This is a genomic window from Brevibacterium sp. MGP-B1, assembly GCF_057766545.1.
In genome coordinates, this window is record NZ_CM173407.1 from 2,346,283 (window position 1) to 2,370,728 (window position 24,446).

General features: G+C 62.9%; 25 protein-coding genes. 12 read left to right on the forward strand and 13 right to left on the reverse strand.

What is annotated here, in order from left to right; translation table 11 throughout:
* The first annotated feature begins 118 nt into the window (after nt 1-118).
* From AC3CD9_RS10630 to AC3CD9_RS10645, 4 genes are all read left to right on the forward strand, one after another.
* On the forward strand, nt 119-1,927 hold the full coding sequence (locus tag AC3CD9_RS10630) for a DEAD/DEAH box helicase (protein ID WP_488363840.1): 1,809 nt from the start codon (nt 119-121) through the stop codon (nt 1,925-1,927).
* Nucleotides 1,928-2,032: 105 nt separating this feature from the next.
* Nucleotides 2,033-2,611, forward strand: a complete 579-nt coding sequence (locus AC3CD9_RS10635; RefSeq protein WP_488363841.1) for a MarR family winged helix-turn-helix transcriptional regulator — start codon at nt 2,033-2,035, stop codon at nt 2,609-2,611.
* Entirely contained in the window at nt 2,608-4,092 is a 1,485-nt protein-coding gene (locus tag AC3CD9_RS10640) for a cryptochrome/photolyase family protein (protein ID WP_488363842.1), read from the forward strand. Before AC3CD9_RS10635 ends, AC3CD9_RS10640 begins: the two co-directional genes overlap by 4 nt.
* Complete coding sequence (locus AC3CD9_RS10645) at nt 4,089-4,955, forward strand: Rossmann-fold NAD(P)-binding domain-containing protein (protein ID WP_488363843.1); 867 nt, start codon at nt 4,089-4,091, stop codon at nt 4,953-4,955. The genes AC3CD9_RS10640 and AC3CD9_RS10645 overlap by 4 nt, the downstream gene beginning before the upstream one ends.
* Before the next feature lie 23 nt (nt 4,956-4,978).
* Here the strand turns inward: AC3CD9_RS10645 and AC3CD9_RS10650 are convergent, their stop codons facing one another.
* Nucleotides 4,979-6,529 carry an SDR family oxidoreductase gene (locus tag AC3CD9_RS10650; RefSeq protein WP_488363844.1) on the reverse strand — a complete coding sequence of 517 codons (1,551 nt, stop codon included), beginning with the start codon at nt 6,527-6,529 and terminating at the stop codon, nt 4,979-4,981.
* Between the two features lie 98 nt (nt 6,530-6,627).
* A complete protein-coding gene (locus AC3CD9_RS10655; RefSeq protein ID WP_488363845.1) occupies nt 6,628-7,668 on the reverse strand; it encodes a baeRF2 domain-containing protein in 1,041 nt (346 codons plus the stop codon).
* Between the two features lie 281 nt (nt 7,669-7,949).
* On the opposite strand from AC3CD9_RS10655, the gene AC3CD9_RS10660 reads away from it, so the two are divergent.
* Nucleotides 7,950-8,408, forward strand: coding sequence for a DUF4383 domain-containing protein (locus AC3CD9_RS10660; protein ID WP_139468344.1), 459 nt, complete (start codon nt 7,950-7,952; stop codon nt 8,406-8,408).
* A 1-nt stretch (nt 8,409) separates the two neighbouring features.
* Nucleotides 8,410-9,150 (forward strand): MBL fold metallo-hydrolase, encoded by a 741-nt coding sequence (locus AC3CD9_RS10665; RefSeq protein ID WP_139908783.1) that lies wholly within the window; start codon nt 8,410-8,412, stop codon nt 9,148-9,150.
* Nucleotides 9,151-9,171: 21 nt separating this feature from the next.
* Here AC3CD9_RS10665 and AC3CD9_RS10670 read toward each other — a convergent pair whose 3' ends face one another.
* Complete coding sequence (locus tag AC3CD9_RS10670) at nt 9,172-9,738, reverse strand: hemerythrin domain-containing protein (protein WP_139468343.1); 567 nt, start codon at nt 9,736-9,738, stop codon at nt 9,172-9,174.
* A 368-nt stretch (nt 9,739-10,106) separates the two neighbouring features.
* On the opposite strand from AC3CD9_RS10670, the gene AC3CD9_RS10675 reads away from it, so the two are divergent.
* Nucleotides 10,107-10,382, forward strand: coding sequence for a hypothetical protein (locus tag AC3CD9_RS10675; protein ID WP_488363846.1), 276 nt, complete (start codon nt 10,107-10,109; stop codon nt 10,380-10,382).
* A gap of 14 nt (nt 10,383-10,396) precedes the next feature.
* Entirely contained in the window at nt 10,397-10,816 is a 420-nt protein-coding gene (locus tag AC3CD9_RS10680) for a DUF6098 family protein (RefSeq protein WP_229664203.1), read from the forward strand.
* Between the two features lie 65 nt (nt 10,817-10,881).
* Here AC3CD9_RS10680 and AC3CD9_RS10685 read toward each other — a convergent pair whose 3' ends face one another.
* On the reverse strand, nt 10,882-11,055 hold the full coding sequence (locus AC3CD9_RS10685; protein WP_180345594.1) for a hypothetical protein: 174 nt from the start codon (nt 11,053-11,055) through the stop codon (nt 10,882-10,884).
* Nucleotides 11,056-11,345: 290 nt separating this feature from the next.
* Here AC3CD9_RS10685 and AC3CD9_RS10690 point away from each other — a divergent pair, with 290 nt between their 5' ends.
* Complete coding sequence (locus AC3CD9_RS10690) at nt 11,346-12,092, forward strand: GAF and ANTAR domain-containing protein (protein WP_488363847.1); 747 nt, start codon at nt 11,346-11,348, stop codon at nt 12,090-12,092.
* Between the two features lie 102 nt (nt 12,093-12,194).
* Nucleotides 12,195-12,425: a hypothetical protein gene (locus AC3CD9_RS10695; RefSeq protein ID WP_488363848.1), complete on the forward strand. Its 231-nt coding sequence runs from the start codon at nt 12,195-12,197 to the stop codon at nt 12,423-12,425.
* Between the two features lie 15 nt (nt 12,426-12,440).
* Here the strand turns inward: AC3CD9_RS10695 and AC3CD9_RS10700 are convergent, their stop codons facing one another.
* Complete coding sequence (locus tag AC3CD9_RS10700) at nt 12,441-13,439, reverse strand: ABC transporter substrate-binding protein (protein ID WP_488363849.1); 999 nt, start codon at nt 13,437-13,439, stop codon at nt 12,441-12,443.
* A gap of 152 nt (nt 13,440-13,591) precedes the next feature.
* Here AC3CD9_RS10700 and AC3CD9_RS10705 point away from each other — a divergent pair, with 152 nt between their 5' ends.
* Nucleotides 13,592-14,317: a helix-turn-helix transcriptional regulator gene (locus tag AC3CD9_RS10705; RefSeq protein WP_488363850.1), complete on the forward strand. Its 726-nt coding sequence runs from the start codon at nt 13,592-13,594 to the stop codon at nt 14,315-14,317.
* Nucleotides 14,318-14,409: 92 nt separating this feature from the next.
* Here AC3CD9_RS10705 and AC3CD9_RS10710 read toward each other — a convergent pair whose 3' ends face one another.
* The 8 genes from AC3CD9_RS10710 to AC3CD9_RS10745 all read right to left on the reverse strand — a co-directional run bounded on the left by AC3CD9_RS10710 (nt 14,410) and on the right by AC3CD9_RS10745 (nt 22,153).
* Nucleotides 14,410-14,868, reverse strand: coding sequence for a hypothetical protein (locus AC3CD9_RS10710; protein ID WP_488363851.1), 459 nt, complete (start codon nt 14,866-14,868; stop codon nt 14,410-14,412).
* A gap of 6 nt (nt 14,869-14,874) precedes the next feature.
* Nucleotides 14,875-15,306 (reverse strand): helix-turn-helix domain-containing protein, encoded by a 432-nt coding sequence (locus AC3CD9_RS10715; RefSeq protein ID WP_488363852.1) that lies wholly within the window; start codon nt 15,304-15,306, stop codon nt 14,875-14,877.
* A gap of 41 nt (nt 15,307-15,347) precedes the next feature.
* Entirely contained in the window at nt 15,348-15,722 is a 375-nt protein-coding gene (locus tag AC3CD9_RS10720) for a hypothetical protein (RefSeq protein WP_488363853.1), read from the reverse strand.
* A gap of 133 nt (nt 15,723-15,855) precedes the next feature.
* Entirely contained in the window at nt 15,856-17,655 is a 1,800-nt protein-coding gene (locus AC3CD9_RS10725; RefSeq protein WP_488363854.1) for an ABC transporter ATP-binding protein, read from the reverse strand.
* Entirely contained in the window at nt 17,655-18,572 is a 918-nt protein-coding gene (locus AC3CD9_RS10730; RefSeq protein WP_219922484.1) for an ABC transporter permease, read from the reverse strand. Before AC3CD9_RS10730 ends, AC3CD9_RS10725 begins: the two co-directional genes overlap by 1 nt.
* Nucleotides 18,569-19,522 carry an ABC transporter permease gene (locus AC3CD9_RS10735; protein ID WP_172170636.1) on the reverse strand — a complete coding sequence of 318 codons (954 nt, stop codon included), beginning with the start codon at nt 19,520-19,522 and terminating at the stop codon, nt 18,569-18,571. The genes AC3CD9_RS10730 and AC3CD9_RS10735 overlap by 4 nt, the downstream gene beginning before the upstream one ends.
* A 1-nt stretch (nt 19,523) precedes the next feature.
* Entirely contained in the window at nt 19,524-21,071 is a 1,548-nt protein-coding gene (locus AC3CD9_RS10740; RefSeq protein ID WP_488363855.1) for an ABC transporter substrate-binding protein, read from the reverse strand.
* An 11-nt stretch (nt 21,072-21,082) separates the two neighbouring features.
* Complete coding sequence (locus tag AC3CD9_RS10745; RefSeq protein ID WP_488363856.1) at nt 21,083-22,153, reverse strand: TetR family transcriptional regulator; 1,071 nt, start codon at nt 22,151-22,153, stop codon at nt 21,083-21,085.
* A 246-nt stretch (nt 22,154-22,399) separates the two neighbouring features.
* Between AC3CD9_RS10745 and AC3CD9_RS10750 the strand changes: the two genes are divergently transcribed.
* The gene (locus tag AC3CD9_RS10750) at nt 22,400-24,418 is read left to right on the forward strand and encodes a CDP-glycerol glycerophosphotransferase family protein (protein WP_488363857.1); all 2,019 of its coding nucleotides are present in this window, start codon (nt 22,400-22,402) and stop codon (nt 24,416-24,418) included.
* The last annotated feature ends 28 nt before the right edge of the window (nt 24,419-24,446 follow it).

Below are 24,446 nucleotides of genomic sequence, written 5' to 3' on the forward strand. Positions count from 1 at the left end.
CCGTTTTCGGGTTCCCTGCGTCGTCAGGACGCCTCGCCTCTGCAGCTGGGTGAAAGCACCCGCGCATTTCCGAAGCCGTTTTCTCTCGGCGATCGAGAGCGCCGACAGCGCTCATTCCATGACCGGAAGCGGCTGCCTGCCACCCATTCACGGCACCGGCACGCCCTCCGGCACGTCGAAGGGCCACCCCATCACTACGTCACAGACTCACACCAATCCCCACAGCCCCCGCACCCGCGGAGGCAGCAACAGAAACACCACCACAACCGCCGCCAACGCCTCGGGCAATCGCACGAAGAAGGCCTCCCCAGCCCCCACCTCGTTCGCCGAGCTCGGTGTTCCCCAGAAGCTGGTCGACACGCTGGGCAAGGAAGGCAAGACCCAGGCCTTCCCGATCCAGCAGGACACTCTGCCCGACACGCTGACCGGCCGAGATGTGCTCGGCCGCGGAAAGACCGGGTCCGGCAAGACCCTGGCATTCTCCATTCCGCTCGTCGCCCGACTGGCCGAATCCGGCAAGGGTTCGCAGAAGTTCCGCCATCCGCGCGGACTCGTGCTCGCTCCCACCCGTGAGCTCGCCACGCAGATCACCGAGGTCATCGACCCGTTGGCCAAGGCCGTGGGCTTGCGGACGACGACGATCTTCGGCGGCGTCAAGCAGCGTCGACAGGAGGTCGCACTCAAGGCCGGAGTCGACATCGTCGTGGCCTGCCCCGGCCGCCTCGAGGACCTGCTCCAGCAGGACATCCTCACGCTCGAGAACATCGAGGTCACCATCCTCGACGAGGCCGACCACATGGCTGACCTCGGGTTCCTGCCCGGAGTCACCCGAATCCTCAACCAGACCCCTGCTGAGGGACAGCGGATGTTCTTCTCCGCCACCTTGGACAACGACGTCGACAAACTCGTCCGTCGTTTCCTCCACAACGAGGTCCTCCACTCCGTCGACGAGGCGACCTCCCACGTTTCGGCCATGTCCCACCACGTGTTCGAGGTGTCGGTCGACGACAAGAACGAACTCGTACACAAGCTCGCCTCCGGCACGGGCCGCCGCATCCTCTTCACTCGCACGAAGCACCGGGCCAAGCGCTTCGCCCGCCAGCTCACGGCAGCGGGCATTCCCGCCGTCGACCTCCACGGCAACCTGTCGCAGGGTGCCCGCGATCGCAACCTCGCCGCGTTCACCGAAGGTGAGGCGAAGGTGCTCGTGGCCACAGACATCGCCGCCCGCGGTGTCCACGTCGATTCCGTCGAGCTCGTCGTCCACGTCGATCCTCCGACCGAACACAAGGCGTACCTGCACCGTTCCGGTCGCACCGCACGTGCCGGCAGCGCCGGTGACGTCGTCACGGTGATGACTGCCGAAGAGCGCAAGGACACCCAGATCCTCCTGCGCAAGGCCGCCATCAAAGCGACCCCGCAGAAGGTCACCGCAGAGTCCCCCGAGGTGACCGAGCTCGTCGGTGAGATCGCCGAATACGTCGCCCCGCAACCGAAGGAACCCGTCCAGCCGCGCAAGAAGACCGAACCGGCGAAGTCCGTTGGCCGGTCGTCCCGTCGCCGAGGCGGCCGTGGCGGACGCGGTGGAAGCGCGGGCCGCGATGGCACCGCCGACGAGTCGGGTCGCAGCCGAGAGAAGTCCCGTGGCAACGGCGGAGAGCGCAACGGCAATTCCAGCCGCCAGAACAACCGTGGCACCGGTTCGGGCCAGGGCGGTCGCAGCAATGCTTCCGGTCGCGGCGGCGAGGGCAGCCGCCGTCGCGAGTCGGCTCGCGGCAGCCGTTCCGGCGGTCAGGGTCCGGCTTCGCGTTCCGGTCAGCCGGCCAACCGCCGTTCATCCGATTCGCGCGGCACGAGCCCGGAGACCCGCCGCCGCAATCGGGTGCGCACCGGAGGCTCCGAGCAGGTCTACTCGACCAGCAGCTGACATCCTCACGATGTAATAACCCTCCGTATATACTACGCTTCGGTGTACTATATACGGAGGGTTATTCTTCTACGCTCAAGGGGCAGGAATCAGTAGGATTGCGGCATGGAGTCATCAGAGGCCGCGGGCGCTCACGACCCGATCACAGAGAACATGTACAACGGATCGCAGAACAGTTTTCCCGGCGACCTCATCGACTCCTCCGACCTGTCGAATGCCGACCGCGAGCAGATCGCTCGACTCATGAACTCACTCGCCCGACTGCGCGAGGCCGAGCGCAGACTCTCCGAGGCTGCACGCAGATTCATGAAGCTCAGCGAACAGGACATGCACGCCCTGCACTATCTCCTCGCTGCGGAGCGGCAGGATTCGGTAGTGACGCCGAAGATGCTGTCTGCTCACATGTCCATGTCGGCGGCCTCGGTGACGAAGCTGATCAATCGCCTGGAGCGTGAAGGGCATGTCGTCAGGAGGCTGCATCCCAGTGATCGCCGAGCTTACGCCATCGAGATCACCGCGGAGACGGCGCGCTCGGCACGAGAGACCGTGGGGCGTTCCCAAGCCAGACGCATCTACGCCGCCGCCCGCCTCAGCCACCGCGAACGCGATGCCGTCATCCGTTTCCTCGACGGAATGGCCGATGAGCTGTCCTTGAGCAACGCTGACTGGGCGAACCAGCTGTGATCGCGGCTCCCCCAGCGAGCACAGACCCTGAGCACCTCACCCTGGTATGGTTCCGCGACGACCTGCGTGTCGAGGACCACGAGGCCCTGACAGCGGCCTGCGACGACGGGCAGGTGATCGGCCTCTGGATCAGGGAGTGCCGCGGCGACGACGGCCTGGGCCCACGCCCGCTGGGAGGAGCCGCTCGCTGGTGGGCGCACGAATCGCTGCGCGTCCTGGAGACCGAACTCGCACAGCTCGGTATCCCGCTGCTCTTCGCAGCAGGCCCCGCCGCCGACATCGTCCCGCAGGCGGCTGCGGACTTGGAAGTCGATGCTGTGCGCTGGTCGCGCCGCTATGCGCCGGCTGCACGTCGCCTCGACGCGCAGATCAAGACGGACCTGGCGGATGCCGGTCGTGCCGTGCACTCTCATACCGGCTCGCTGCTCGTCGAGCCCTGGACGGTCAGCCCGCAGGGCGGTGACTTCTACAAGGTCTTCACGCCGTTCTTCAACGCTGTGCGCGATCGCGAGGTCGGAGAGGTCCTGCCGCCGCCCGACGAACAGAGCCCCCTGACTGAGGCAGACCGGAAGAACCTGGACAATCACTCCTGGGTCCGCGACCTCGACGATCTCGGTCTCCTCGACGGAACCGACACGGGTTCGGGCAGCTTCGCCTCGGCGAGGACTCCGCAGTGGTGGCGGACGACCGTGGCCGAGCACTGGAACCCCGGGTGCCGGGAGGCGGCCCGTGAGCTCACCTGCTTGAGCAACGGGGTCGACGGCTACGCCGATTCGCACGATGTCCCCGCCGACCCTGACAGCACGTCCGGCCTGTCGCCGCGACTGCGCTTCGGCGAACTCTCCCCGCGGCAGCTGCTGGCTGCGGCCCTGGACATGCCGGAGATGAGCGCCGATGACCGGCATGCATGGATCCGGCAGCTCTACTGGCGGGAGTTCTCCTGGCACCTGACCTATCACCTGCCGGCCGTCGAGTCCGAGACGATGCGGCCGGAATTCGCGTCCTTCCCCTATGAGGATGACCCTGAGGCACTCGACCATTGGCGCAGCGGTACGACCGGGATCGACCTCGTCGACGCCGGCATGGCTCAGTTGTGGCAGACCGGATGGATGCACAATCGGGTGCGGATGGCTACGGCGAGCCTCCTGACGAAGAATCTGCTCATCCACTGGTGGCACGGCGAGCAGTGGTTCTGGGACACGCTCGTCGATGCCGATGAAGCCAACAACCCCGTCTCGTGGCAATGGGTGGCAGGGTGCGGAGCGGATGCGGCCCCGTATTTTCGGATCTTCAATCCCGAACGCCAACGTGAGCGTTTCGATCCCAACAACGAGTACGTGGGCAGGTGGTTGGGCCGCGGTCCGGGCGGTCTCACCCGGGCGGAACGCTCGCACGGTGATCGCGAGCCGATCGTCGATCTCAAGGCATCGCGCCAGGCGGCATTGGCCGCCTATGACCGGATGAAGAGTGAGACGAAATGAGCACGACGAACGGACGCAGGATTCTCATGGCCGGGTGCGGAGACCTGGGCACTCGGCTGGGCCTGCGACTGGTCGACCAAGGGCACCAGGTGATCGGGCTGCGCCGACGCGTCGCCGAACTGCCCGACGCCTTCGAGACGATCAGCATGGACCTCTCCCGCCTCGGAGCACCCGACTGCGATAGGGCCGATGTCCCGGTCCGCAGCGATTCGCGACTGGACGCACTCGACGCGGTCGTCATCACTCTCACTTCGGACGAACCGACTCGGACCGGATATGAACGGTCCTACCTCCACGGGCTGAGAGGTCTCGCACGCGTGCTTAAGTCACAGCCGGGCCGAGTCGTCCTGGTCTCCTCCACGCGTGTCCTTGCTGAGGACCCGACGCGTGTGATCACCGAAGACGCTCCGCTCGCCCCAGGGTCCGGGCCGGGTGAGGTCCTCGCTGCGGCCGAGTCCGAGGCGGCCGAGCTCTTCGACCACCTCACGATCGTCCGCCCGGCTGGTATCTACGGACCTGGCCGCACCCGTCTCATCGATTCCGTGCGACGCGGACAGCAGTTCAACCATCAGCGGTGGACGAACCGCATCCACCGAGACGACCTGGTCCACGGCCTCGAGCGCTTGGCGCTTGACTCGGAACCGCCGGACTTGGTCCACGCTGTCGATTCCCTGCCTGCTCAGATGGGCGACGTCGCCGCCTTCATCGCCGACCGCCTCGGCGTGCCCGTCCCCGGCCATGTCGAGGATGCGAAGCCGGGCGGCAAACGGATCGATGGAACTCGCTTCGGCTCGCTCATGGGCGACCTCGGCTACCCCACCTACCGGGACGGCTTCGCTTCGATGCTGCCGGCAGCGCCCTGATCACGAACAAGACCGGGGAACATTCACGCTCGCACCCTGCGGCGCGCCTCGGCGGCGATGTTCTTCGCCATCGCGGGAAAGATGAACCGATGGAACGGGGCGACGAGGGCCCAGTAGATGTGACCGCGCGCCCCGGTGGGGATGAAGGTCGCTGTCTGGTGATACTCGCAGCCATCGTCGGAGTCTGCCAGTGTGAATTCGAGCCACGCGTGACCGGAGACTTTCATCTCGGCGCGCAGCAGCAGGCGAGAGTTCCGCTCCAGCCGTTCGACTCTCCACCAATCGACCGGGTCGCCGATGCGCAGGGCGTCCGGCAGCCGTCGACCTCGGTTGAGGCCAGCACCCCCGACGGCTTTGTCCCAGACTCCACGAACCTTCCACGCCAGCGGCCAGGAGTACCAACCAGTGGATCCGCCGACGCCCTCGATCACGGGCCACACATCGGCGGCCGAGAGACCGGGGATCGTCGCCGACCGTTCATCGGTGAAGATGCGTCGGCCCGCCCACTGCGGGTCGTTCGGCAGCGGCTGGGCCGCCTCGTCGAGTCCTCCGGCGTCGGCGTCCCAGTTCGTATCTACGGCGCCTTCGACTTCACGACGTAGTGCGAGTCGGACGGCGTCGCCGAATTCGATGAGACCGGATTCGGGCGGCCGGATGACTTCGTCGACGTCGTGTGACGAGGCCACCGCATCCTCCTGCAGAGACTGGACGAGCGGCAGCGTGAGAGCGAACGGCAGCGGAGTGACCAGTCCGACCCAGATGCCTGACAGGGTCGGGGCGGGAAGCGGCAGTGCGATGACGTGACGGGGTTTGAGGCCGGCGACAGCGGCAAAGGTGCGCATCACTTCGGCGTAGGTGAGGATCTGCCGCGAGCCGATATCGAACGAGCGGTTGACCGCTCCTTCCACATCCGCGGCGGAGAGAAGGTAGTAGAGAGCGTCGCGGACCGACAGCGGCTCGACGCGGTTGGCCACCCAGTCCGGTGCCGGCATCCACCTCAGCGTCAGGGCGAGATGGCGGATCATCTCGAACGAGGCAGAGCCGGAGCCGATGATGATGCCGGCGTTGAAGACGATCGCGTCGACCTCGGAGTCGAGCAGGATGCGCCCGACGGTCGCCCGCGAACGCATGTGCTTCGACAACTTGCGCCCCTCCGGATGCAGCCCTCCGAGGTAGACGATACGACTCACGCCGACAGACGCGGCAGCGCCAACGAAACGCTTGGCAGCTTCGGCCTCGGCAGCCTCGAAGTCCCCGCCGGACCCCATGGAATGCACCAGGTAATAGGCCGTATCGATGCCACTGAGGCTGTCCTCGAGACCGCGACCGGTGTCGAGGTCGACAGTTCTCACGTCGACGTCGGCTGCCCATGGGACCTGCTTGAGCTTCTCCGGCCGCCGCACTCCGACTCGGACCTCGTGACCGGCCTGCAGCAGTCGCGGTACGAGGCGTCCCCCGATATAACCGGTCGCCCCGAGCACGAGGACACGGCGCGGGAGCCGGGCCTGCCGAATGACTTCGTCGCCTGGCGAGGTCGAGTGGTGCGGGGTCGGACTATTCGTCGGTCGATTCATCAGAGGGTCCTTCCGGCCTGCCGAGATCGGCTGTCATGGACCAACCCTACACGTTGTATTAACTCACTGGTTACTATCTACCGGCAGATACTTACTCCTCAGTCCGCCAGCGCAGCGCCGACATCGTAGCGGAGGATCGCAGCGATGCCTTCGGGCATCGGCTCATGACTGAGCCCGATCTCTGCTGAAGACAGAACAGCTTGGGCGATGATGCCTGCTTCGCCCTCTGCTGCCTCAGCATCGTCGAGCAGCAAGGTCGCCACTGCACCGCGCTCGACTGCCTTCGCGACTTCGGCGTGGCCTTCGACCGCACGGTCGTGGGCCTTGCTCTCGGCCAGTCTTTCGGAGTTCTCGGCCTCGCGTTCGCCGGCGAGTCTCGTCACGAGTGTTCGCACTGCCACATCGATCGCCTCTTCGGCACCGTCATCGTCGTTGCCGCCCGCTGAGATCTCGTGAAGCAGCTCTTCGGCCCTCACTGACAGTTCGGCTTTGACGACCGTTCTGCCCTGCACTTCTCCTGCCAGAACCACCGCATCAGGCGCATTGTCCGTGATGAGTCGATCGACGAAGTCGGACACACTGCGAGCGTTCGCTTTGATGATCTCGTCGACGCGTCGGCGGATCTGGTTGTGCGAATATGCTCCTCGCCGCGGCTTGTTGATGTCTTCGTCGTTGTCGCCGGTCACGTGGGCCGTCTCGTTCTCGGTGTGTTCTCGATCCGGAGTCACGCTCAGTTCGCGGACGGCCGCACCATCCTGCCCGGCGATGACGAGAACGACATCGAACTGTCGGCACTCTTGGCGGAGGTAGGCTCCGAGTTCGGGGACGTGTCCGTAGTGCGCCGCGTCGCCATCTCCCAGCGCCGCGTCCCAATGCTCGTCCAGCAGAACTCCCCCCGAGTTCGCAACGATGGTCCGACCGTCTGTGTGCACCTCGGTGGGTTCGTCGACGAGGATGATCGCATCGATGGACTCGAGGAGAGACTCCCCTGCCCCGCTTTCGGACAGCTGGTCTCGCAGCTCCGACCAGCGCAGGCGCAGCTGCGTCTCGGCATCGGCTGATGGAGTTCGACCCTCAAGGTAGACCGTGGCATATGGACCGCCGCTCTCGTAGACCGTGCGCAAGTGATTGTGGTTCATCCCTTGTTCCTCCTCGGCATCAGTGTTCATCTGTCGGAATCCCGATGGATTCCGCTGCGTTCTGCGCGATCCTCTCAGCCTGGCATTGTGCGGAGACCCCTGTAAACAGTCTTGACAATCCGTGTCAGTCGCTTTATCTGTCCGGGCCCTCTACTCGTGCACACGTCTGTTGTCTGTGAGTCACCTGCAGCTGTTGAGGGGTGTGGGGCCTCAATCTAACGTGGACCGCAATCTGACCAGTTCGTCAGCAATCTGATCACTTCGTCAGTCGAGGAGGCATCATGACCGCCGAAAAGCCAGGGCCAGACGTTCCCCATGAGCGTGGTCGCCCGATCCAGTGGGCGGCTCTCATCGTCACCATACTCTTCCTGGCAGCCGGCATTCTCGGGTTCATCCCGGGAGCGACGACGAACTTCATGTCGATGCGATTCGCCGGCCACCATTCGACCGCGCTGCTTCTGGGCCTGTTCCAGGTCTCGATCCTGCACAATATCGTCCACTTGCTGTTCGGCATCGTCGGGGCACTCGTCCGTCGGTCCCCCGCCGGGTCGTTCCATTACCTGCTGTGGGGCGGAATCGTCTACGCCGTCCTGTGGATCTACGGGCTCGTCATCGGTGCGGAATCCGCTGCGAATTTCGTTCCCCTCAACACTCCGGACAACTGGCTGCATTTCGGTCTGGCGATCGTGATGATCGGCAGCGCCCTCGTTCTCAACCGCCGACGCTTCAAGGATCGCTGATATGTCCCTCACCGAGGTTGCAGAAGGCATCCATCGCATCGACGACGCGTACGTCAATTGGTACATCGTCGAAGGCGAGGAAGGCCTGACTGTCGTCGATGCCGGTGTTCCCACCTCATGGCGTTCGCTCAGGAGGGCCCTCGATCGACTCGGTCGCGGGCTGGAGGACATCCGAGCTCTGCTGCTCACGCACGGACACTTCGACCACATCGGCTTCGCCGAGCAGCTGCGCTCGGAGGCCTCCGTCCCCGTGTACGTGCACGACAACGATGTGCCCTTGACCCGGCATCCGCGTCAGTACGGCCGGGACCGCCCGCTGACGTGGTATCTGCTCACCCAGTTCAAGGCGCTGCCCATGGTCACAGCTTTCGTGAAGAATCGTGCCTGGTGGCCGCGCCCCATCGAAGAGGTCACGCGCATTCGCACCGCAGAGCTGGACGTGCCCGGTCGGCCACAGGTCGTCTTCACGCCCGGACACACGCTCGGCCACTGCGCGTTCCACTTCCCCGAGAGGGACACGGTCATCGCCGGTGATTCACTTGTCACGCTCAATCCGTATCGCGGGACAACAGGGGCCCAGATCGTCTCCAGTGCTGCCACCGCTGATCCCGACAGGGCTCTGGAATCGCTCGATGCTCTCGCCGAGACCGGCGCCCGCACCGTTCTCGTCGGACATGGCGAACCGTGGACCGGCGGAGTCGAACGCCTGGTGAGATCGGCTAAAGCCCGCGGCCCGTCGTGAGGGCTGAATCGTCGGCAGCCGTCAGGATTCGCGTCCGGTGAGCTTATCGCGCAGACGGTCGACCATTCCGATACCAGGGCCGACACTCTTGTGGAAGAGTTCCGAGTGCGGCGCGTTCGGGTGGGGCCTGGTCGGAGCCACTTTCTTGGCCGAAACCACCCTCTTGCCCATGTCGATGAGCTGATCCTGCGGAATGTGCTCCCTGAGTTTCGGGAACTGCTCGTCTTCTTCGTCCCGCGCGTGATGATCGAGCAACTGCTCGAACTCGATGACCTTTTCGAGGAAAGCACCCTCGGTGACGTCGAGGTCTTCGAGCTCCTTCATGACTCGGACAAGCTCTTCGTGCTCTTCTTTGTCGTGCTCGACCTCGTCTTTTCCGCCCGGAACGTGCTCTTCGATCGACGGGTAGACGATCATCTCTTCGGCCACGGAATGCCGCATCACCTCGGCGATGACGGTATCCGCGATTTCACGTCGCTCGTCCAGATCCTCGGTCCTCTCCACCTGCCGAAGTAGGTCGAGCATGTCCCTGTGATCGGCTGTGAGCATATCCACGACATCGGTGCCGCTGGTGTCGGCGAGAGTCATTGTGCCTTCTCCCTGTCAGATGTCCCCTCGGCAACCCGCGCGATGGCGTCATCGCAACCCGCGGCGCCGGGGAACCGGCGGTGTTCGGACCGTCCGGTCCGATGTGACTCGACCATATTGGCGCGACGGTCCCTCGTCCATAGGCCGCATCGCGAAAGACTCATCGTTCGGTGCATCAGATTCTCGTTCGCGAACGCACGGGCAGGTGAGGCATCGGTCCTATTGCCGTGTCACCGCACTGTACGTATAGTTCGAGCAGGTCAAGAAGTCGGCCCTCTCCTTTGTGAGGTACGGGTATGTCCAATAGTCTTGACGGTCGAAGCGAAACGCCGGTCGACCGTCTTCGAGTCGCCGAACTTCCGACGGGAATGGACGAAGCCGACTCCTACTCCGTCATCGATGATCGGGAAGCAGCCGCTTTTGAGCTTCGTCTCGCCGGTGACGTGGTTGCGGCGCTGCACTACACACTCGATGAAGAGAATCAGCAGGCCGTCTTCGTCTACTGCGAGATCGAGGAGACGCTGGCCACCGCACAACACTGCAGGGTGCTCTTGACAACGGCAACCGAAGCCGTGAAAAGCCGAGGAATGTCGGTGTCAGTGACCTGGCCGGTGGCCCTCAAGGTGAGAGAGGTTTCGCACTGATGTCGGAGAGACTCATGCTTGACAGCCTGGACACGATCGAAGAGCTCGCAACGTCCGGACGACCGCTCTATGTCCGCTATTCGGAAGGCTATGAGAGTGACACTCAGGGCGGGAGCATCGACTTCGAGTCGGGTCTCGAGCTGCCCGGCCTGGCCGTCAATCCTCTGACCCCTGAAGACTGGTGGACCCGCCCGCTGGGCGATTGGCTGGCTCGCCAGCTCTGCCAGTACAAGCATCTCCAGGAGAAGAACCCCGACCGCTTCGCCTGGATACTCACCGGAGAGCAGGTCGGGCGTGGTCCTGACTGCGAACCGCTGCTCGTCGAGGTAGAACCGATCGCCCGCCTTTCCCCGAGGCTGCTCGACGAAGCGGAGAAGCGCTACCGGCGGAATTTCGACGCGGAGAAGGGTCCCGAGGACTCGGAACCCGCATAGGAGGATTCCTCAGCGGCGAAGGCCCGACACCTGGTCATCAGGTCTCGGGCCCTCACTTTCACCTCTCAGTAGTGTGCGGGCGGGTCGCTCGCGGGGAACGATTCTTCCTCCCACTCATCCACCAATTCATCCTCGTGCTGCTTCGAAGCGGAATCCGTACCGGGCTTTTCCGCAACATCGTCTTTGGCTTCCTCGGGGACCTTTGTCGGTTCATTCTCGTCTTCGCTGTGAACACTCATCACGATCTTCCTTCCTCCATCGAGTGTATGAACCCATGCTGACACTGTTTCAGGCGGCTCGGTAGGGGTGTTGCCCGGTATGCCGATCGTGTCATCGTGTCCCAGCCTGACCGCCTGAACAGTTGCCCGGAACCGATTTTGGGCATATCACCAGCCTTGAGTAAGATATTGCAAGGTCAAGCAGGCGGCCTCCAGATGTGAGGACCCCTGATTGTGTATCGCCTTCCCCTTCACCCGCAGATTCTCGCGCGGACCATCCATGCCAGCGGCTCAGAACTGAACCGCAGACGTTGAAGGACACCGTTGCTGCGTCCGACCCCCACCGCGAATCGGTCGCAGAACTCCTCATCAGACTCCTTGCCTCAGAAGACGAGCTCGGCAGCTTCGTGGATGAGCTCGCAATCATGGCCGCCGCCGAAATCGGTCAGGACTCTCCGGTCTCGTGCGGGATCATGCTGGTCCGCAACAGACGCAGCACCATTGTCTGCGGCAGCGACGACGCAGCGAGACGATTCGAAGACATCCACACCTACCTCGGAGCGGGACCGCGTGTGGAGGCGAAGAAGACCGGCGCGATCGTCTGCGTCGAGGACGCCGAGGAAGAGAAGCGCTGGCGAGACTTCATGGAGATCGCTGTGCTTCACGATCTGCGAAGCTTGGTGGCGGTCCCGCTCGACATCGATGACACTGCGCAAGCGGTCATGACCTTCTACGCCATGCAGCCCCACAGCTTCGGGGAGCCGACACTGTCGGCCGTGCAGAGATTCGCGGAACCGGTGAAGGGGTCGTTGCGAGCGGCGGTCCGAACCGCCCGCTTCGCCGAGGCAGCCGAACACCGACAGCGGGCGATGGAATCGCGTACCGTCATCGACGTGGCCATCGGAATCACGATGGCCCAGGCGGCCTGCAGCCAGGATGAAGCTGTCGCCATTCTCAAGAGGGCCTCATCGCATCGCAATATCAAACTGCGCACGCTCGCCGGTGATCTCGTCGACTCACTCGGTCAGCCCGAGCCGATCACGCCGTTCACCGAGTGAGTGACCGGCCGTCCAGAGGATTATCGAAATGTTCGGTCGACGCTCTCGAGGCCACCACGTAGACTGTTTTCCATCCGCGCACTCCAGCGAAAGGTGATCCGAATGTCAACCGACGACAACAGCACCGACGGCAGCACCGCCGACAGCATGCGCAAGGCAACGGAGAATCTCGACCACGCGGCCGGAGGCGCACCGTCGTCGGAGTATCTCGACAAGGTGGACACCGATGACTTCGGCCGGAAAGACGAGACCGGCGATGATGAGAATCGCGAGGACGAGGAGAACGCCGACGAGGAGGACGAGCCGGCTGATACGCCGCCGACAGATCGCTGATCGCCTTCGTCGTCACTACGTCGCGGGGAACATCTCCTCAACGATGTCGAGCAGAGCCATCGCCTCGTCATAGTCGCCGCGCATCGACCAGTACGGGAGATCGTGGACCTGACCGGATTCGAAAGCTGGGATGCGATCGTACGGCGTTTCGTCCTTGAGGTCGTCGACGCCGATGCTCGCATTATTGAAGCCGACCACGAAGACCGTCTCGGAGCGAAGAACATCAGGCAGCACCTCGAGCGAGGGCCCGAACATGTCTCCGCCCGCAGTGTAGGGTTCGATGTCGTTCTCGTCGAACAGCGGAGCAGTCGTGAAGCCGAGCGGTTTCAGCTCCGCCGACAGGCTCTTGTCCTCGATGAGGATATAGGGAGTGTCCTTGCTGTCGAGCGTGAGGATGGAGATCTCTCCCTCGGGGATCGAGATGGTGTCCTTCACCTCGGCAACTCGGTCCTCATAGGCTGACTCGAACTTCTCATAGTCCGCCTGTCGGCCCAACACGTCGGAGGCAATGAAGGAGAACTGGTCCTGCCAGGTCTGCTTGTCTCCTGATACGAGTACCGTGGGCGCCACTTCCTGCAGTCTGTCGTAGGAGTCGGTCGCGTGCTTGAGTGGGAATCCGATCCCTCCGGCGATGATGAGGTCGGGCTCGGCCTCGATGATGGCTTCGAGATCGAATCCATCGTTGCTCCACGGCAGGAACTCAGTCCCCTGCGCCTCAGCCTTCTCAGTCCAGAACGGCGAGAACTTCCCGTCGGTTTCCGTGACCTCGGGAGTCGTGGCCACGACCGGCACATCGAGGTCGAAGAGATAACCGGCGAGAGCGTAGTTGAGCACAACCACCCGCTGCGGATCGGCCGGAACCTCGACCTCGCCCTGTTCGGTTGCGACCGTACGGGCCTCGGATCCATTCGCCGAAGGACCCGTCTCGGACGTATTCGTGGGACCTGCACAGGCGGTGATGAGCAGAAGACTTGCACCCATGAAGAGCGCACTGATTCGACGGAGCACGGACATTGACTACCTCGACTGACGGGTACGGACTAGACTCGAAGAACATAGCCCAGCCTAACCAAACTTCTCGGCTTACTTACGACAAAGGCGACATCATCACCCGACCAACACGACATGCTCGCCTGCGACGAGACGACAGCGGGACGGAACGACCAGTGCTCCTCACCGGGCATGATTGGCACAGCCATTCATACCCTCTGCTCATCCATGTCATCAGCGGCTCCGTGGACGTCCACCTGCGCGGGCGCGGGTTCGAATTGACGCATCACAGCCTCGCCTCCGAGTCCAACCTGTGGCTGGGCTCGGGCATCGACCACTCGGTCACGACGAGATCGGACTCCATCATGCTCGGCCCACGATTGTCACCGCAGACGGAACCGCCCGAAGGGTTCCTCCATATCCGCCGCTCAACCGCCATCCGTGAAACCGCCCTGCTCATCCTCGCCTCGTCTCCGAAAAGCGAGGCCGAGCGCCGGCCGCTCAGGGAAGCCCTCGACGCAGAGCTGGGCACCTTCGCCGTCGATGACTTCCCGATTCCGGAACCGCAATACCGCGCAGTCCAAGCGATCGTGAACGACCCCATGAGCCTGATAGTGCCGTTGACCGCCGTCGCCGAGCGACATTCGATGAGCACACGGCACGTCGAACGGCTCATCAAAGACGACCTGGGCATGTCTTTCGTGCAGTGGAGGACGCGGAAGCGACTCAACCTTGCTCTGCGCAGAATCCGCGCAGGATTCACAGTTGCCTCCGCTGCCCGATCCGTCGGCTACCTCGGATCCGATGGGCTCATCAGGGCGATCAGTCGCCTCACCCACCTCACCCGCGAAGAGCTCTCCGGCGACCTGGCGGGTGCGGTCGCGGGCTCCCGCACAGGGTGACTGACACCTCGGCGGTCCACTGGCCCCACAGCCCAGATCACAGCAGCAGTTTATGACCGATGCCGGGGTGGATCGACGTTCAGATGAGCCGATTACGCCCGAGCGTCGTCTTCTACAACGTCATCGTCGTCCAGCTCCACGGCAATATCGCCACGCGGAATGATAGGAATATACAGCGCCTTACCGAACACTTTCGCGGTGATCGTGGTCATCCCCTCACGGAGGTATGGCAACACAGTCATAACAGCAACTTCATTGACGAACTGCTTAATCGTCCGGCTGCTCGGGTCGGCCCCCTCAGCCATCGAATACTCGCCCGCTACGCTGACGACAGCCTCGCCGATTGCCACTTCTGCGGTGGCTATCAAGCGAACGCCGAAACCGCCTGTCCCTTCTCTGATCTGGACTTCGATCGAGATCTCTCCGGCTTCGCCGTCCGACCCCGAATCGAAGCGGCGGGCAGACACTTCGTGGAACTCCACTGATTCGAGTTGCACTTGGTCAACCAGAGCTCGGACTTCATGCAGAGGGTCGACACCTTCAAATGCCATGGAAGATCACCTCGCAAGCCCGAAGTCGGACTGTTTGACGGTGCGCCATGATTCACTAGCGGCAGGCACACCTCCAACACCAGCCGAAGACACTGGAACAGTTGTCGTTTTCGCGGTCTCCCACTCGCGGCGGGCCGCGAGCCACACTGACTGCCCCTGATCCTTATGCACCTGGTGTTCATAGAATGCACCAAGAGCATTCGCGTATCGTCGCAATGTTGACGCTTTCGGATCAGAGTCGTAGCGCTCAAGTTTGTGAATAGCCTGCTGCGTCACGCCCATGATGTCAGCGAGCTCTTTCTGAGTAAGACCGGACTCCTGGCGGATCTTGATCAACTCGGCTTTGAGCTCCCGATCTTCTCGCGCAAGGACTTTTGCGCGCGCCCGCACGAGTTCTGGATTCAGGGTCGACAAAGCATTCTCCTGCGCGGCAATCATAACCTTCATTGTACAGAAACAACCCATAGGTTGTTAGGAGACTAGGAGTCTGGGTTCCAACCGTGCGTCGCACCAGTTCGGTAGCGCTCTACTGCAAAATCGATCTCACGCTGCTGGCCTGGAGAATCTGACTTGATTTGCCTGTGCAGTGAGACCAATGACGTCGGCAGTTCGAATGGTTCAGCATGATAGAAGCGCAGAGCTTTGGTCAGCGCTCGTCTCCGCAATTCGTAGACATCAGGATCACTGTAGATCGGCTTGATTCGGGTGGTTTCATCGCCGCTGTCCCACAGCTCCCCGGCGGCAGCTGCTTCCATCAGCTCTGCATTCTCCCCTTCTTGATGGAATCTCTCGAACGGAACAAGACCATCCAACCAACGGTCCATTGCAACAACGGACGGGTGCAGATCATCCACATAGTCCCGCCAAACTAAGGGAGGGTCCTGCCGGACGCAGCATCTCGAATCGCTGCCAACGCGTCTTTGCTGTGACATAGATCGACTGTATCTGCCGTCACTGACATCGCCCCACCCCTACCGGACGTCCCCCTCAGAACTTCGGCACGTCGGCGATCAGCGCCCGCGTGTACTCGTGCGATGGATCCTCGAGCACCGAGGCAGTCGGTCCGTAGTCGACGATCTTGCCCTTGTTGAGCACCGCAAGATTGTCAGCGATATGCCGCGACAGCGCAATATTGTGGGTGACGAAGAGCATCGCCAGCTGACGTTCCTCCCGCAGGGTGCGCAGCAGGGCGACAATCGATGCCTGCACGCTGACGTCGAGTGCCGAGGTGATCTCGTCACAGACCATCACCGACGGCGCGTTGACCAGCGCTCGAGCAATCGCGGCCCTCTGCCGCTCACCGCCGGAGAGGTCGCCGGGGCGTCGGTGATAGAACGACCGTCCCAGCCGCACCGAATCGAGTGCTTCCTCGACGGTGGCCTTCCTGCTCGCGGCCGTACCGTTACCGCTCATCTCCAACGGCACCGTCAACGACTGACCGATCGACCGCCGCGGGTTGAGCGAGGAGAACGGTGACTGGAACACGTACTGGATGCCCACGCGCTGTTCGTTCGTGCGTTTGCGCGTCGACCGAGCCAACTCGGTTCCCCGCAGCTTCACCGCTCCTTGGTAGTCGTCGTTGAGCCCGGCCACGCACTGCGACAGCGTCGTCTTTCCCGACCCCGATTCGCCGAGCAGCATCGTGCATTCCCCCGGCTCCAGGACCATATTGATCCCGTCGAGGATCTGCGCCTTCCCGTAGGCGAGCGCCACATCCTTGACCTCGAGCAGAGGCGCGTTCGCCGAGGCAGACTTGCCCTTCCCCTCCACAGCGGAGACATCAGAATCAACCGCCGAGGCGGCCGCTCCGTCAGCATCGGACCGATCCGGTTCCGTATCGCCTGACTTCTCCCCCGTCGACACGAGGATATGTGTCTTCTCGTCGGCCTCAGTGACGGACTTCGCTTCCGCGGCCCCGTCGCCGATGGTCTTGCGTCCGGCAAGGTCGGGCACGGCCGCCATGAGCATCTTCGTGTACTCATGCTGCGGACGTTCGAGCACTGCCGACACCGGGCCCTCTTCGACGAGGTCGCCGCGCAGCATCACGGCCACTCGGTCGGAGATGTCCTTGATCACCGCCAGATCGTGGGTGATGTAGAGACCGGCGACGTTGTTCGCCACCGTCATCTGCCGGATCGTGTCGAGCACGACCGACTGCGTGGACACGTCCAGCCCGGTCGTCGGTTCGTCGAGAATGAGCACGTCGGGATACATCGCGAAGGCCATGGCGATGCCGATGCGCTGCTGCTGACCGCCGGACAGCTGATGGGGCCAACGTCGCTGATAGGCACGATCCCCGGGGAGTCCGACGTCGACGAGCACCTCGGCGACGCGATCAGCTCGCTCACGATCCGAGGCTCCGAAGTCGTGGATGTCGAGGACCTCCCGGATCTGCTCGCCCACGCGCATGGCCGGATTGAGCGAGAGTGCCGGGTCCTGAGGGATGTACGCGATTCGGGATCCGCGCAGATCTCGCAGGGCCACCTCGTCGAGGTCGCCAACCTCAAGGTGGATTGCGTCGCCGCGCGGCCAGATGCTCACGGACCCGGATCCGAACTTCAGGCCCTCCCGGAAGTGCCCCATGCAGGCCAGACCGGCCGTGGTCTTACCGGAGCCGGACTCGCCGACCAACCCGAGGATCTCGCCTCGTGACAGGGCGAAGTCGACGCCGTGGAGGATCTCGTCCCCGGCGTTCGTGAGCACGCGCAGGTCGCTGACGCGCAGGACGATCTTCTCGTTCGGTTCGTTCGCATCATCGTGGCGAACGGTCTCTGTCTTCGGGCTCATCATGCCTCCACGGATGTCGATGCGGTGGCTCGGGCGAAGGAGTCCGCGAGCAGGTTGGTGCCGATCGTCAGCAGTGCGATCGCGATGACCGGCAGCAGCACACCCCAGGGTTGGATGGACAGGGCGATTCGGTTCTCGTTGATCATCAGACCCCAGTCGGCCGCGGGCGGCTGCAGGCCGAGGCCGAGGAACGACAGCGACGCGATGTAGCCGATCGAGTAGGTCAGACGCAGGCCCGCCTCCACGCTCAACGGGCCGGTGATATTGGGCAGCAGCTCACGGATGAGCACCTTCCACCGCGGCATCGCGTACATCTCCGCAGCCTTGATGTAGTCCTCGGTGATGACGCCCAGGGTCGCAGATCTCGCGACACGGGCGATGCGTGGTGCGTGGGTGAGGCCGATGACGGTCACGAGCACCCATCCCTGCGGGCCCAACACTGTGATCGCCAGGAGGGCGAACACGAGCTGCGGGATGGCGAGGATGACGTCGTTGAGCCGCATGATCACGGCGTCGAAGGTTCCTCCGACATAGGCGGCGAGCATGCCGATGATCGCACCGACGACCATGCCGAGAGCGGTGGCGAGCACACCGTAGACGATGAGTGTCACACCGCCGGCGAGGAACCGGGAGAACACATCGCGGCCGAGGTTGTCCGAGCCGAACAGACCGTAGGGACTGAACGGCTTCGTGACGAACTCGGTGGCGGTGTTGCCGGTCGCCCAGGGCAGCAGCAGCGGGCCGCACAGGGCGAGCGCGACGACGACCACGGTGATGATCAGGCCGATCTTGCCCTGTTTCTGCGCGAGCACCCGCTTGTAGAAGGGAACGTAGGTGGTGGCGGATTCCTTGGGCACCTCAGCGGCATCGGTGGCCGCGGACTTGAGGTCATCAAGGCTGTTGGCGTCGGTGCTCATGCTGCGCTCCTGAGTTTCGGGTTGGTGAGGATGCCGACGACATCGGCCGCCAGGTTCACCACGACGTAGACGGCGGCGACGAGCATGGAGATCGCCTGAACGACCTGCACGTCACGGTAGGTCACCGCATCGATGAGTGCTTGGCCGAGTCCCGGGTAGCGGAACAGGAACTCGACGACGACCACACCGCCGGCCAGCCAGGCCAGCTGGATCGCGACGACCTGAGCGACCGGTCCGAGTGCGTGGGGCACGGCGTGGCGCATGATCACACGTTTCTCCGGGACACCCTTGAGCCTGGCCATCTCGACGAACCCGGAGTCGAGGACTTCGATCATCGTCGCCCGCATCATCCGCACGATGTAGGGAGTGACGACGAGGATGAGTGTCAGGGTCGGCAGGATGAGCTGCTCCGGCCGGTTCCACACGGGTTCTCCCGGCGGGGCCAGGGTGACGGCCGGCAGGATCTGGAACACCGAAGTGGCGAAGATGGCAATGAGGCCGATGCCGATGACGAACTCGGGCATGGCCGCCAGCACGAGGCTGACCCCGGTCATCGCCTGGTCGCGGCGCTTCCCGCGGTGCAGCGCCTGAAAGACGCCGAGTCCGATGCCCAAGGGCACGGAGATGATCGCAGCCAATCCCATGAGGATGAACGAGGCACCGATCCGATCACCGAGCAGCGCGCCGACGGATCCTCCCGTCGCCGAGGAGGTTCCGAAGTCGCCGACGAACAGTCCTCCCAGCCAGGTGAAGTACCGCTGCCAAGCGGGTTGGTCGAGTCCCAGCTGTTCGTTCAGGGCCGCAATGCGCTCCGGGGTGGCCTGTTGGCCAAGGATCGCCCGGGCGGCATCGCCGGGCAGCAGCAGGGTGGCGCCGAAGACGAGCAGGGAGACTGCGATGAGGATGAATGCGGAGAAGAGCAGCCGCTTACCGATGACTTTTCCGAACATGTCAGACCTCTCCGATCCATACGCGGTCGAATCTCCAACCGCTCAGCGGACGTCCCGTGGAGTTGGGGACGAGCCCTCCGACGTACTTCTGGAAGGCGTCGACCTGGTTGGCAAAGCCCCAGACGATGTAGCCGCCATCGTCGTAGAGCATCTTCTGCAGCTCGTGCTCCAAGTCCCGGCGCTCCCCGGCGTCAGGGATGGCCCGGGCCTTGTCGAAGACCTTATTGAACTGCGGGTCGTCCCAGTGGGTTTCGTTGAACGGCGACTCCGCCAGGGAACAGGAGATAACCTGCGGCATGAAGTCGCGTGTGTACCAGAAGTCCTGAGCGAAATCCCATTGGAGGTATCCGTCGCCGAAGAACGTTGTCGCATCGACCTTGCGGATCTTGACTCGGATTCCGGCGTCGGCGGCCTGCTGGGCGAAGACCTGGGCGGCTTCGACGGCTCCGGATTGGATGGGGGCGGTGACGAGTTCGACGTCGAGCCCGTCGGGGTAGCCTGCCTCGGCGAGGAGCTTCTTCGCTTTGTCCAGGTCCTGTTTGCGCTGCGGGAATGTCGGATAGTTCTCACTCAGCGGACCGAACATGTCGTTGCCCAGTGTGCCGTAGCCGGAGAGTACCTGTTCGATCATCTGCTCCCGGTCGACGACGAGGCGGAAGGCCTGCCGGACCTTGACGTCATCGAAGGGCTTCTTGTCCACGCGCATGGTGAAGGGCAGCCACATACCGGTCTTCGAGTTGAGGATGGACATGCGCTCATCGGCGTCGATGACTTCGACGAGGGCGAGTGGGATGCCGGCGATCGCGTCCACCTGGGTCGACAGGAGGGCGTTGATGAGGGCGTCGTCATCGTTGAAGTTCAGCACCTCAACCTCGTCGAGGTACATCTTGTCGAAGTCGAAATAGTGCTCGTTGGGCACGAGCACGGTCGACTGGGCGGCGGTGAACGATTTGAGTTTGAACGGTCCCGAGCACACCGGGTTCTCCGGGTCGTAGCCGACAGGGACGATGGCGGCGGTGTATTCGGCGACGGCGTCCTTGAACAGGCCGTTGGGTTCGCTGAGTCGGAATTCGACGGTGCGGTCATCTTTGGCGACGACTTTCTCCAGCATGGAAAAGTTTGCGGCCGCAGTCTTCGGGTCGTCGGGGTCGTTGATCCGCTCGAAGGTGAACACGACGTCTTCCGAGGTGATCGGCTTGCCGTCGGAGAACTTGATGCCGTCCTTCAGCGTGCACGTCCACACGGTGGAGTCGGAGTTGGCTTTGATCGATTCGGCCAGCAGCGGCACGACTTGGGAGTCGTCATCCCAGCCGTAGAGGGCGTTGTAGAGGTTGACGGCTCGGCAGACGTCGCCGTTGTTGACGGGGATGTGGGCGTCGACGGTGTCCGCGGAGTTGCCGCCGGTGACTCCGACGCGCAGGGTTCCGCCTTTGACGGGCTTGCCGGCGTCGGCGGCACCGACTTCCCCGCCGCCGCAGGCGCTCAAGCCCGCGACGCCGGCCACGGCAAGGCCCGCGCCCAGCGCTTGTCTTCGGTTCGGTGTGTTCATGTGCCTTCTTCCTAGGACGTCGAATCGGGTCCGCCGGCTGCGGCGACTCGCTCTGACTTCGGGGTTCGGGTGTCTGGTGTGGAGGTGACTTCGGCTGTGGATGCGTCACCGTCGGCGAGGACGTGGGCGCGCAGGTAGATCTCGAGCATGGTCAGCGCGTCGTCATTGGTGATGTCGAGCTGGCCGGTGCTGCGGGCCACGCCGAGTCCGTCGATGAAGATGGCCAGTGACTTGACCATGAGTGTGGTGTCGCCGGCGCGGATGAGGCCGGCTTTCTGCCCGTTGTCGATGAGGGCGGCGATCATGTCGAGCCATTCGCCGTAGACGGCGGTGAGGTTCTCGCGGGCCACCGTGTCCGTGGCCGCTCGGGCCCAGCATTGGAGCCAGATCGACCAGACGCGGCGGATCTTCGGATCGATGCCGGCGTGGATGCGCGCGAAATGGCGGAGCACGGAGAGGGCGTCGACGGAGTCGTTGAGGTGGCGGGTCTTCGCGATGATGTCGAGCGAGTAGCGCAGGGCCGCCTGGAGCAGTTGGTCCTTCGTCCGGAAGTGGTAGTTCACCGCCGAGGTGGTCATGCCGGCTGCGCGGGCGACGTCCTCGGTGCGCACTTTGTCGATGCCGAGGTCGGCGTAGAGTTCCCAGGCGGCGGCGATGATCGTCACCCGGCTGCGGGTGCCCTTCGACATCCACTCCTGCGTGGGGGCGGACGCGGGTGGCTCTGCGCCGTCGCTCTGTCCGGGAATCGTCGGGATATCTGTGCCGTCCGGTGATGCGTCGTTGGGGGTCGATCCGACCGAAACGATCCCCGGCGTCGGTGCGGCCCTTCCCCGCCGAGGCGGCCCTGCCGTTCTCCCGGTCGTGAGCCAGTCGGTGCTGACCTCGGTGAGATCGGCGATGCGTGAGATCTCCTCGACCCGGAACTTCCGTGTCCCAGCCAGGGATTTCGAGAGTTTGCTGGCGTCGAGTCCGATCCTGCGGGCGACTTCACTGTGGTTGATTCCAGCTGTTCTGATGGCATCACGGACTCGGGTCTCCAGCGACGTCTCGCTGGTCTCTGCATCTCTGCTCGTCGCGACCACTTATACAGTCTGCACACAAGTTGCGATTTTGGCAATGTTTGCTGGAGTATTGATGAGTTTTCTTGACTCCACTTGTGCCGTTCACCGGGTTCGGTTACGTGGCGTCATCCCTATCGAGACAGAGCGCTTTGCTGAAGTACAAGACGCACGCCACACGATTCCTTTGCCGCGACCCATCACGACTACACTCGGAAGCAAGGAAATGATGACCAGTAGGGAAATTTGCGGTAAACATCAATGTTGCATGTGCCAGAAGCACTGAATCTGATCAGCAGAATTGCCCAGAAGATGGGCAGATCTGTCGAAACGGTTCGCCATCGGGCCCAGTTGCGGGCTCTCGCGCAGTATCGACCGATCCCCGAAGGAGAGGTCGACGTCCTCCTGAATTTTCCGGGCGAACCTGTCAACATGTACCAAATCAGACAGTGGTATGGCCCTCTCGAACATCTGGCGAAGACCCATACGGTCGCGATTCTCTGCTATCAGCCGTCGACTGCCGAGCTCGTCGTTCAAGAGACGGGCCTCAAAGTCGTGCTCACTCCCAGCTACTCAGACTTGAGCGAAGTCGAAGACGAACTCAAACCGAAGGTCATCCTCTACCCGAATCAGAACTACGCCAACTATAGGATTCTCGGTCTCACTTCGGCGGAACACGTCTTCATCTGCCACGGCGAGTCCGACAAAATCTATATGGCATCCAATTGGGTAAAAATCTTCAATTACTTCTTCGTCGCTGGAGACGCCTCACGTGAACGTCTTCGCGCGCATGTGAGAAACTATGATGTCGATGCCCGAACCATTGCCATCGGGCGACCGCAGATCGACATCAAGCACCGTTCCCCATTGGAAGAATGTCGCGACCGAATTACAGTCCTCTACTCCCCCACGTGGGAGGGCGGGCGACTCACCATGAGGTACGGATCGGTAGCCTCTCATGGTGTAGACATCGTCTCATCCCTCCTCAGCGACGATCGATTTCGGGTGGTCTACCGTCCGCATCCTCGCACAGGCGTCCATGAGGATGAGTTTGTCGAAGCCGACAGGAAGATCCGCGGTCTCATCACTCGCGCCAATGCAGGCGAGGGCGGACCGCACTTTATCGACGACACTCCATTCGGCTGGCAACTCGACGCGGCGGACGCGATGATCACCGACATTTCAGCAGTCGCCTATGACTGGCTGACTACGGCGAAACCATTGATCGTCACTCTTCCGCAGGAGCCCGAAGCCGTCATGCCCGACGTCGGTTTCATCCCGCAAATGCCGTTGCTGTCGGCCGACGAGGCGAAGCACACAGCAGAAATGCTCGAGACGCTCCTCAATGACGACGAGGAACGCGAGAGATTGTCTGAATGGGCCGACTTTTACTATGGCGACCGTACTCCTGGTGCTTCGCTTGCTCGTTTCGTTCACGCCGTGGAACAGGTCATCGAAGAACGCGATCGGGCGGTCAAAGTCGCTGATCCCGTGGGTGAGCAGCTCAATGGTCGGCCGAAAGGAGGGACCACTGTCCGACAACGACCGTCCGTGCTGAAGTCGGCATCCAGAGGCCTCACGTTCATTGGACGTAGCTTTGACTTCGCGGCGACTGGAATCGCCAACATGGCTGCGCAGTCTCGCGTGGATTCACACTTCATCAATTCCTCGGATTCCGCGATGACTGTAAGGGGGGCGGAGATCCTCGTCTCCACGATGGCTGGACCGCACGACATCAACCTGATCATCGAATGGCTGCCGTCGCTGGAACGCTTGAACAAGTCGCATTCCGTGGCGTTGCTGGCGGGCAATCATCGCACGTACGAGAAGCTCCGAGAGCTGACCACGCTGCGGGTCTACATCGGTCGGTCGGCGTCAGAGACAGAAGAGGTCTTCACGTCGCTGAACCCCGATCTGCACCTGCAGTTCGAACAGGCGAACCTCAATCTGCGGGAACTAACTCACCGCAATGTGCGGCATGCCTATATCGGGGAGGCTGAGGACGATCGCTGGATCAACAACCGTCTGCGTGCTTTTGACGCTGTCGGCGTGGAGGCACACATCGGTTCGGAATTGCTTTTCGACCGTCTCATCGATTTTCCGCTCCAGACGGAGATTGTATCTCCGGAATTTGGCGAAGACGCAGAGAGCGCCCGGGCCGGAATGATTGCCGCGCTTCTTCCGACCCGACGACCGTCAGGAGATTCGAACGGAACACCAGTCGATCCTTCATCCGGAAGACTGCACTCGTCAATTAGTCGAATTGCACGTCGAGGGCTCGCCCGTTGACCTGAGCATCGGAGAATCCCAGAGACCC

Excerpts from the sequence above, each read along its gene's own strand:
- AC3CD9_RS10670 (WP_139468343.1), bottom strand. The coding sequence starts at position 9,738 with ATGACTCTCGCCGACACCAGCGGCACCGATGTCGTGGATATGCTCACA.
- AC3CD9_RS10735 (WP_172170636.1), bottom strand. The coding sequence starts at position 19,522 with ATGTTCGGAAAAGTCATCGGTAAGCGGCTGCTCTTCTCCGCATTCATC.
- AC3CD9_RS10710 (WP_488363851.1), bottom strand. The coding sequence starts at position 14,868 with ATGGCATTTGAAGGTGTCGACCCTCTGCATGAAGTCCGAGCTCTGGTT.
- AC3CD9_RS10680 (WP_229664203.1), top strand. The coding sequence starts at position 10,397 with ATGCTTGACAGCCTGGACACGATCGAAGAGCTCGCAACGTCCGGACGA.
- AC3CD9_RS10630 (WP_488363840.1), top strand. The coding sequence starts at position 119 with ATGACCGGAAGCGGCTGCCTGCCACCCATTCACGGCACCGGCACGCCC.
- AC3CD9_RS10665 (WP_139908783.1), top strand. The coding sequence starts at position 8,410 with ATGTCCCTCACCGAGGTTGCAGAAGGCATCCATCGCATCGACGACGCG.
- AC3CD9_RS10645 (WP_488363843.1), top strand. The coding sequence starts at position 4,089 with ATGAGCACGACGAACGGACGCAGGATTCTCATGGCCGGGTGCGGAGAC.
- AC3CD9_RS10740 (WP_488363855.1), bottom strand. The coding sequence starts at position 21,071 with ATGAACACACCGAACCGAAGACAAGCGCTGGGCGCGGGCCTTGCCGTG.
- AC3CD9_RS10700 (WP_488363849.1), bottom strand. The coding sequence starts at position 13,439 with ATGTCCGTGCTCCGTCGAATCAGTGCGCTCTTCATGGGTGCAAGTCTT.
- AC3CD9_RS10715 (WP_488363852.1), bottom strand. The coding sequence starts at position 15,306 with ATGATTGCCGCGCAGGAGAATGCTTTGTCGACCCTGAATCCAGAACTC.
- AC3CD9_RS10730 (WP_219922484.1), bottom strand. The coding sequence starts at position 18,572 with ATGAGCACCGACGCCAACAGCCTTGATGACCTCAAGTCCGCGGCCACC.
- AC3CD9_RS10655 (WP_488363845.1), bottom strand. The coding sequence starts at position 7,668 with ATGAACCACAATCACTTGCGCACGGTCTACGAGAGCGGCGGTCCATAT.
- AC3CD9_RS10675 (WP_488363846.1), top strand. The coding sequence starts at position 10,107 with ATGGACGAAGCCGACTCCTACTCCGTCATCGATGATCGGGAAGCAGCC.
- AC3CD9_RS10635 (WP_488363841.1), top strand. The coding sequence starts at position 2,033 with ATGGAGTCATCAGAGGCCGCGGGCGCTCACGACCCGATCACAGAGAAC.
- AC3CD9_RS10660 (WP_139468344.1), top strand. The coding sequence starts at position 7,950 with ATGACCGCCGAAAAGCCAGGGCCAGACGTTCCCCATGAGCGTGGTCGC.
- AC3CD9_RS10695 (WP_488363848.1), top strand. The coding sequence starts at position 12,195 with ATGTCAACCGACGACAACAGCACCGACGGCAGCACCGCCGACAGCATG.
- AC3CD9_RS10650 (WP_488363844.1), bottom strand. The coding sequence starts at position 6,529 with ATGAATCGACCGACGAATAGTCCGACCCCGCACCACTCGACCTCGCCA.
- AC3CD9_RS10685 (WP_180345594.1), bottom strand. The coding sequence starts at position 11,055 with ATGAGTGTTCACAGCGAAGACGAGAATGAACCGACAAAGGTCCCCGAG.
- AC3CD9_RS10725 (WP_488363854.1), bottom strand. The coding sequence starts at position 17,655 with ATGAGCCCGAAGACAGAGACCGTTCGCCACGATGATGCGAACGAACCG.